The 7,657-nt window shown below is 64.1% G+C and carries 7 protein-coding genes and 1 pseudogene; 3 read left to right on the top strand and 5 right to left on the bottom strand.

What is annotated here, in order from left to right:
* Positions 1-60: 60 nt before the first annotated feature.
* Positions 61-432 carry a response regulator gene (locus CWO89_RS37905; protein WP_130583462.1) on the bottom strand — a complete coding sequence of 124 codons (372 nt, stop codon included), beginning with the start codon at positions 430-432 and terminating at the stop codon, positions 61-63.
* Positions 433-648: 216 nt separating this feature from the next.
* Between CWO89_RS37905 and CWO89_RS37900 the strand changes: the two genes are divergently transcribed.
* From CWO89_RS37900 to CWO89_RS37890, 3 genes are all read left to right on the top strand, one after another.
* Complete coding sequence (locus CWO89_RS37900) at positions 649-1,410, top strand: Crp/Fnr family transcriptional regulator (RefSeq protein ID WP_130583461.1); 762 nt, start codon at positions 649-651, stop codon at positions 1,408-1,410.
* Between the two features lie 295 nt (positions 1,411-1,705).
* A complete protein-coding gene (typA, locus tag CWO89_RS37895) occupies positions 1,706-3,532 on the top strand; it encodes a translational GTPase TypA (protein ID WP_130583460.1) in 1,827 nt (608 codons plus the stop codon).
* A gap of 102 nt (positions 3,533-3,634) precedes the next feature.
* Positions 3,635-4,879, top strand: a complete 1,245-nt coding sequence (locus CWO89_RS37890; protein WP_130583459.1) for a flavin monoamine oxidase family protein — start codon at positions 3,635-3,637, stop codon at positions 4,877-4,879.
* A gap of 98 nt (positions 4,880-4,977) precedes the next feature.
* On the opposite strand, the gene CWO89_RS37885 is transcribed toward CWO89_RS37890, so the two are convergent.
* The 4 genes and pseudogenes from CWO89_RS37885 to CWO89_RS37870 form a co-directional block, all read right to left on the bottom strand.
* Positions 4,978-5,385, bottom strand: coding sequence for a thiol-disulfide oxidoreductase DCC family protein (locus CWO89_RS37885; RefSeq protein ID WP_130583458.1), 408 nt, complete (start codon positions 5,383-5,385; stop codon positions 4,978-4,980).
* Positions 5,382-6,701, bottom strand: a complete 1,320-nt coding sequence (locus CWO89_RS37880) for an SDR family oxidoreductase (RefSeq protein WP_130583457.1) — start codon at positions 6,699-6,701, stop codon at positions 5,382-5,384. The genes CWO89_RS37885 and CWO89_RS37880 overlap by 4 nt, the downstream gene beginning before the upstream one ends.
* Positions 6,702-6,869: 168 nt before the next feature.
* Positions 6,870-7,337, bottom strand: coding sequence for a DUF2269 family protein (locus CWO89_RS37875; protein ID WP_130583456.1), 468 nt, complete (start codon positions 7,335-7,337; stop codon positions 6,870-6,872).
* A pseudogene (locus tag CWO89_RS37870) lies at positions 7,334-7,657 on the bottom strand (peptidase); the annotation flags it as partial. The pseudogene CWO89_RS37870 and the gene CWO89_RS37875, both read right to left, overlap by 4 nt.

Genomic DNA, 7,657 nt, shown 5'->3' with positions numbered 1-7,657 from the left:
TCAGTCCATCGGCGAACTCGAGACCCCGGATTGCGCTGCGCTCCATCCGGGCTACAGATCTTAGACCCGCCTTCGCAGTGCTGCTTCCAGCGCTTCGCTTGAGCACGGCTTGACCAGGCGCGGCTTGTCGGCCAGCGCGGCGGGAAGGCGGACATCGGCGCCATAGCCGGTGACGAAGACATAGGGGATCTGTAGCGCGCCGAGCTCTTCGGCGAGCGCAAAGGTGTTCTCGCGGGCCAGCACGACATCCAGCAGCGCGAAGTCGGGCCGGCGATAGGCGATGATCTGAAGCGCTCGCGCGACGCTGGTCGCCGTCCGCACCGTCTTCACCCCAAAGCCGAGGATCGTGTCCTCGAAATCGAGGGCGATGATCGGATCATCCTCGACGATCAACACGTCGGAGGGCATGCCGTTGAAGAGGGCGGGTTCCATGAGCGTGCCAAGTCCTGTGTTGAAGGTCCTGTCTTGAAGGATTGATCTGATCGCCGGTGATGAGCCGGCCATCGGCACGCTGCCGGCGCGTCGCCCAAGCACACCGGCGGTTCCCTTATCGAAACGCACCACACCGGGATCCCGTCGTCTGTTCACTTGTGCACACAACAGGAGGAACGGGTTGACTATCGTCGCGGTTAGTGAGGGGGAGACCCGATGCTTCAACAACGCAGCCAACCGGACAGAGCAGACCGGCCCTTTAACAACCTGTTGCGCCGTCTGAGCGACGCCGATTATGGGCTGATCGCACCGCACCTCGCGCGCGCCGAGGCCAACGCCAACGACCTGCTTTACAACCCCGGCGACGACGTCGAGACTGTGTATTTTCCCTGCGGGCCCGGCCTCGTCTCCTACCTCGTGACCAACGAGGACGGCCGCGACGTCGAGACCATTCTGGTCGGCCGCGAAGGTGCTGTCGGTGGCGTCGTCAGCCAGGGATTTCTTCCCGCCTATACCCGCATCATCGTCAAATTCGGCGGGCCGTTCGTGCGGATGACGGTCGGCAGGCTGGAAGCGGCCAAGCTGAAATCGCCCTCGATCCGCAACGTGTTCGCGCGCTATGCCGATTGCATGCTGGCGCAGATCTTCCAGTCGACGGCCTGTAACGCAATCCACTCGATCGAGCAGCGCACCGCCAAATGGATCATCTCGGCGATGGAGCGCACCAATGGCAACGGCGCCGTGCCGCTCACGCATGAGCAGCTCGCCACCCTGCTGGGGGTGGGCCGCAGCTATGCCAGCCGCGTGATTCAGTCCTTCAAGGCCGAGGGCGTGCTGGAGACGCGCCGCGGCGCGATTCTGGTCCGCAACCTCGATGTCCTGCGGCTCCGCTCCTGCCTGTGCAACGAGGCCGTCAAGGACCACTTTGAGGAGGTGCTCCGCGGCGTCTATCCGAGCAAGGAAGAGGAAACCGGATAGCGGGATCCCGGTAAGATATCGGCGGTTGCCGGAACAACCGGCAGGGTTCGAAAAACGGCCGGTAACCGGCAAACAACGCATTGTTTTTTGACGGTTTCTGACTATATTGCGCCGCAAACGCGCAAGCTTTGCCCGGTCCCTTTTGGCCGGGCTTGCTTTTTGAGGCGAACCGCGCCCCGCGAGATTTCAACGGCTTGAGTGTGATCCGGACCCGGAGGGGCCGTAGTTGCTAAAGATCGATCCCGGCTTTCCGGCGAGATCGCTCAAGACCTGTGCATGACCGAAAAGCAGAGCCATGAATCTTCGTAACGTCGCCATCATCGCCCACGTCGACCACGGCAAGACCACGCTGGTGGACCGCCTGCTGCAGCAATCCGGTACGTTCCGCGAGAACCAGAAGGTCGCCGAACGCGCCATGGATTCCAACGACCTCGAGCGCGAGCGCGGCATCACCATCCTGGCCAAGGCCGCCTCGGTGCAGTGGAAGGACATCCGCATCAACATCGTCGATACCCCCGGCCACGCCGATTTCGGCGGCGAGGTCGAGCGCATCCTCAACATGGTGGACGGTGCGCTCGTGCTGGTGGACGCCGCCGAAGGCCCGCTGCCGCAGACCAAGTTCGTGGTCTCCAAGGCGCTCAAGGTCGGCTTGAAGCCGATCGTCGTCATCAACAAGGTCGACCGCCCCGACGCGCGCCCAACCGAAGTGATCAACGAGGTTTTCGATCTGTTCGCGGCGCTCGACGCCAGCGAGGAGCAGCTCGATTTCCCGATCCTGTACGGCTCGGCCAAGCAGGGCTGGATGGCGGAGAGCCCCGAAGGCCCGAAGGAAGCGGGCATGCAGCCGCTGTTCGACCTGATCGTGCGGCACGTCGCGCCGCCGAAGGTCGAGGAAGGCCCGTTCCGCATGATCGGCACCATCCTCGAGGCCAATCCCTATCTGGGGCGTATCATCACCGGCCGCATTTCCTCCGGCATCCTCAAGCCGAACCAGGCCGTGAAGGTGTTGAATGCGGAAGGCAAGCTGGTCGAGCAGGGACGCGTGTCAAAGATCCTGGCGTTCCGCGGAATTGAGCGCACACCGCTCGATGAAGCCGAAGCCGGCGACATCGTCGCCATTGCCGGCCTCACCAAGGGCACCGTCGCCGATACGTTCTGCGACCCCACCGTCGAGACGCCACTGCAGGCGCAGCCGATCGATCCGCCGACGGTGTCGATGTCCTTCATCGTCAACAACTCCCCGCTCGCAGGCACCGAGGGCGACAAGGTGACGAGCCGCATGATCCGCGATCGCCTGATGCGCGAGGCCGAAGGCAACGTCGCGCTGCGCGTCACCGAAGCCGCCGACAAGGATTCCCTGGAAGTCTCCGGCCGCGGCGAATTGCAACTCGCGATCCTGATCGAGACCATGCGCCGCGAAGGTTTTGAACTCTCGGTGTCGCGTCCGCGCGTCGTGTTCAATAAGGACGAGGCCACGGGCCAGGCGCTGGAGCCGATCGAGGAAGTCGTGATCGACGTCGACGAGGAGCATTCCGGCGTCGTCGTGCAGAAGATGAGCGAGCGCAAGGCCGAGATGATCGAGATGCGCCCCTCCGGCGGCAACAGGTTGCGGCTCGTGTTCTACGCGCCGACCCGCGGCCTGATCGGCTATCAGGGCGAGCTGCTGACTGATACCCGCGGCACCGCGATCATGAACCGCCTGTTCCACGGCTATGCGCCCTACAAGGGCGAGATCCAGGGCCGTCGTAATGGTGTCCTGATCTCCAACGATCAGGGCGAGGCCGTCGCCTATGCCATGTTCAAGTTGGAGGATCGCGGCCCGATGATGATCGAGCCGGGCTGGAAGGTCTACAAGGGCATGATCGTCGGCGAGCACACCCGCGATAACGATCTCGAGATCAATGTGCTGAAGGGCAAGCAGCTCACCAACATCCGCACCACCTCCAAGGACGAAGCGGTGCGCCTGACCCCGCCGATCCGGATGACCCTAGAAAAGGCGCTGGCCTATATCGAGGACGACGAGCTCGTCGAAGTGACGCCGAAGTCGATCCGGCTGCGCAAGAAACACCTCGATCCGAACGACCGCAAGCGCGCCGAAAAGGCCAAGGAAGCGGTAGCGTAAACGTGCGAATAGCGAATGGGGAGTAGCGACTAGGGACGTTTGGCCTCTGGCGGCGTTTCCTATACGCTATTCGCCATTCGCCACTCACTATTCGCTGACTAAATGCTCCTCCCCTCCTCAGTCGACGTCGCCATCATCGGCGCTGGCGCAGCCGGCCTTGGCGCTGCCAATGCGCTGAAGGATTCCGGTCTTTCCACGATCGTGCTGGAAGCGCGCGACCGCGTCGGCGGGAGGGCGCATACGGTTCAGGCCGCGCCCGATGTGGTGTTCGACGTCGGCTGCGGCTGGCTGCATTCAGCGGACAAGAACAGTTTCGTCACCATCGCCGAACAACTGAATTTCGCGATCAACAAGACCTTGCCGCCCTGGCGCGAGCGCGCCTATGGCAAGGCGTTCCCGCAAGCCGATCGCGACGACTTCATCCGTTCGCTCGACGAATTCTATGAGCGCGCCTGGGAAGCTGCGCAAACGGGCGAAGACGCGCCCGCCAGCCGCTATCTCGAGCCGGGCAACCGCTGGAATCCGATGATCGACGCGATCTCCACCTATGTGAACGGCTGCGAGCTCGACCAGGTCTCGATCCTCGACATGGAAGCTTACGAGGACACCAACATCAATTGGCGCGTGCGGCGCGGCTATGGCGCGCTGATCGCCGCCTATGGTGCCTCATGTCCCGTCGCGCTCAACTGCAATGTCACGCTGATCGACCATTCCGGAAAACGCCTGCGCCTCGAAACGTCGCTGGGCACGCTTGCGGCCGACCACGTGATCATGACCGTGCCGACCAATTTGATCGCGCATGAAGCGATCCGCTTCTCGCCGGCGCTGCCGGCAAAGGTCGACGCCGCGCGGGGACTGCCGCTTGGCGTCGACGACAAGGTGGTGCTGGCGCTCGCGGATGCGGACGCCTTTCCGAAGGAAGGCAATTTGCGCGGCGCCAGCATGCGCACGGAGATGGGCACCTATCACATCCGCCCGTTCGGCCAGCCCTGCATCGAAGGCTTTTTCGGCGGCCGGTTTGCAAGAGAGCTGGAAGATGCCGGCGACGGCGCCTTTGCCGCGCACAGCATCGACGAAATCGCGGGCTTCCTCGGCAACGACATCCGGCGCAAGCTGACGCCGCTCACGGAATCCCGCTGGGCGCACGATCCCTTCGCCCGCGGCGCCTATTCGCACGCACTCCCCGGCCATGCAGACAAACGCGCCGTGCTGGCCGCGCCTGTCGATGGACGATTGTTCTTCGCGGGTGAAGCGACCTCGCCGAACTTCTTCTCCACCGCACATGGCGCGCGAGACAGTGGCGAGCGCGCGGCGAAGGAAGTGCTGGCGTCAAAGGCGAAGCGCTAACTGCACACTCCGTCATTGCGAGCGCAGCGAAGCAATCCATTTCACCACCTGCGGAGGCGTGGATTGCTTCGCTGCGCTCGCAATGACGGGAGAGAGCATCATTCCAATACCCGCGCCCGCGTCTCCGCATCCGGCACAAAGCAGGTGTCGTATTTGCCGAAGATGCGGTAGCGGTTGCGGGCGATGAGATTGTAGACGGCGTCGCGCAGCGGCTTTGGCACCGCGAACAGCGCTGTCGTCCAGTGCCAGCCCGGCAGGTGGCTCAGCACCGTCAGCGCGGCGTCGGATTTGAAGTACGCGATGCCGCCATGCACGACCGCGTTGGTATCAGGGTCGGTGGGATCGATGCCGAACGTTCGCGCCAGCCGCGTGCCATAGTCCGATTGGACCGGCGTGAAGCGAAAGCGGCGATCAGAGTCGCGGGCGATGACGAAACGAACCCAGAGCGAGCAGAAGATGCAGACGCCGTCATAGAGGATCACGTCATCGTCGGGCCACTGCATCATCGGTTATCCAGTGTTAGCAACGCCACCAGCATCAGCACGATCGCGGGTCCCGTCTTCACGAGTGCGCCGAGCGGCTCGATCCAGAGATCGGGCGTCAGGATCGCGGTGCCGATCATATAGCCGAGCGAGGCCACGATGCCCGCGATCAGACCGAAGGCGGCGGTGCGACGGAAAGCGATCAGGACGCCGATGCTAATATCCATCAGGCTGGTCAGCACCGTGAACGGCCCAACCAGCGCCGGCGGAAAGTTGCGCGCGCTCAGGATCCCGGCCGCAGCATCGTAGGAGACGAACAGCGCGATGAAGCCCGAGGCGACCCAGAACAGCACCAGGCTCGCGATCACCAGCGCCTTGATCAGGAACAGCCGCGCGAACCATTTGTCCTGGATGGTCGCCGAGCGCTGGCCGACCACCTCCGCCAGTGTCCTTGGCACGATACCCGTCGCCGCCATCCAAGCGCTGGGATCACCGGTGACGCCGCGACGCAGTTCGGCGATCGCCGTGGAGCGGAGGGGCGGCATCCAGCCGAGCCGGTTCACGAGATCGCCGAGCTTCGCACCGAGATCGATCATGAACGCGGGTGGCGTCAGGCGCGGCGTGTCGGCGGTGCCAAAGGAAAAGCGGAACTGCTTGATCACGCCGCCGAGCGTGACCGGCTGCGGCTGCATCAGGTCCCATGTGACGGCGCTCGCCGCGGGATCGGCGATATCGCGCTCGGCAAGCCAGGCGATGGTCGCGGCGATATCCTCCACCGCGATCGGCTGAAACGGTGTCGCCGCATCCTTCTGTGGCAGATCGACCGGCAGCGCCGCCAGCGCGCGCAACATCGCGCTGCCGCCATAGGCCGCCGGCGCCACCACGAAGCCCGGCCGCAGGATCGCGTAAGGAATACCCGAGTCCGCGATCAACCCCTCGGCCTCGCGCTTGGTCACGCTGAACGCGGTGTGGTCGTCCTTGGCCACGCCGGGAATCGAGATGTGGACCAGCCGTATCGCCCGTCCGCTGTCACGGATCCCAGCCAACAGCCGTGCGACGAAATCTCTGTGCACCGCGCCGGTATCGCTGCCCGGGCCGTCCTGCAGCACGCCGAGGCAATTGACGACGACATCGACCTCGCGCTCCCGCAACAATCGCGCCAGCGCCGCCGCATCCAGCGTCATGACCGGCAATTCCAGGTCGAGGGAGCTGCCCCTCTGCGAGGGTGCAAAGCGGCGCGCGATCCCGATCGTCTGGAAACCTCGGATGCGCAAATCATCGGTGACGAAGCGGCCGATCAGCCCGGATGCACCGAGCACAAGTATCCTGCGATCACTCATCCTGCCCCTAAAACGGTCTTGCGATCATCCGCCGCCACCGTAGCCCGGGTGAAGCGCCAGCGTAACCCGGGAGCACTCGCAAACGTTGATGCGCAGGTCCCGGGTTGCGCGGAGCCTGTCATCGGGCGCGCGTTCGCGCGACCCGTTGGCTCCGCCCGGGCTACGCGGCTAAAACGGTCTTGCAATCATCAGCCAGAGAATCAGCATCACCGAGCCGAAGCCGGGAATGCCGAACAGAAACCAGCGGCCGAACAGGGCGAAATAGCGCGGCGGCAGCCTCTCGCTTTTCTCCGCCGCCAGCCTCGCGAGATCGCGCATCTCGATCTGCATGAAGATCACGGGCACCCAGAAGGCTCCTGCGACGACATAGAGCCCGAGCGAGGCAAGCAGCCAGCCCTCGGTAAGCGAAGTCGATGACATCTGCATCAACAGCCCGCCGGTCACCGGCTGCAACAATACCGCCGTCAGCGTGAATACCGCATCGGCGATCACCACCGTCGTCGCCGTGCGCGCGATGAAATCGGCATGGCCACTGCGATGCGCCATCAGCATGAAGAAGGCGATGCCCGTGCCGGTGCCGAGGATGACGATGGCGCCGAGCACATGCAGATATTTGACGAGGAAATAGAGCGTCATCGCTTCCTGACCGCAGCGGCAGGCCGCGCTCTCAGCGCGCGGTCGAGTTCTGCCGTGGCGAGCTTAACGCCATTCTCGCTTTCGGGCAGCCAATGGCCCTCGCCGCCATAGGCCGGCAGGACGTGAAAATCCACCCGCCCACCGGCCTCGCGAAACGCATCGGCAAGCTGGCGCGACAGCGCCGGCGAAAAATAACTGTCATTGGCGGCAACGAGCCATGTCACCGGCACTTTCGCGCCTCGGCCGAACTCGGCCGCGGAAGCGAGCAGGGTATGCGGCGCGCAAACCTGGTTCGGAAAATCATTGACGCGGCCGCGCGC

This window comes from Bradyrhizobium sp. Leo170, assembly GCF_004296405.1.
Taxonomy (GTDB): Bacteria; Pseudomonadota; Alphaproteobacteria; order Rhizobiales; family Xanthobacteraceae; genus Bradyrhizobium.
The sequence above is the reverse complement of the archived record's forward strand: the minus strand, read 5'-3'. Positions and strand labels throughout refer to the sequence as shown.

Excerpts from the sequence above, each read along its gene's own strand:
- CWO89_RS37905 (WP_130583462.1), bottom strand. The coding sequence starts at position 432 with ATGGAACCCGCCCTCTTCAACGGCATGCCCTCCGACGTGTTGATCGTC.
- CWO89_RS37900 (WP_130583461.1), top strand. The coding sequence starts at position 649 with ATGCTTCAACAACGCAGCCAACCGGACAGAGCAGACCGGCCCTTTAAC.
- typA (WP_130583460.1), top strand. The coding sequence starts at position 1,706 with ATGAATCTTCGTAACGTCGCCATCATCGCCCACGTCGACCACGGCAAG.
- CWO89_RS37890 (WP_130583459.1), top strand. The coding sequence starts at position 3,635 with ATGCTCCTCCCCTCCTCAGTCGACGTCGCCATCATCGGCGCTGGCGCA.
- CWO89_RS37885 (WP_130583458.1), bottom strand. The coding sequence starts at position 5,385 with ATGATGCAGTGGCCCGACGATGACGTGATCCTCTATGACGGCGTCTGC.
- CWO89_RS37880 (WP_130583457.1), bottom strand. The coding sequence starts at position 6,701 with ATGAGTGATCGCAGGATACTTGTGCTCGGTGCATCCGGGCTGATCGGC.
- CWO89_RS37875 (WP_130583456.1), bottom strand. The coding sequence starts at position 7,337 with ATGACGCTCTATTTCCTCGTCAAATATCTGCATGTGCTCGGCGCCATC.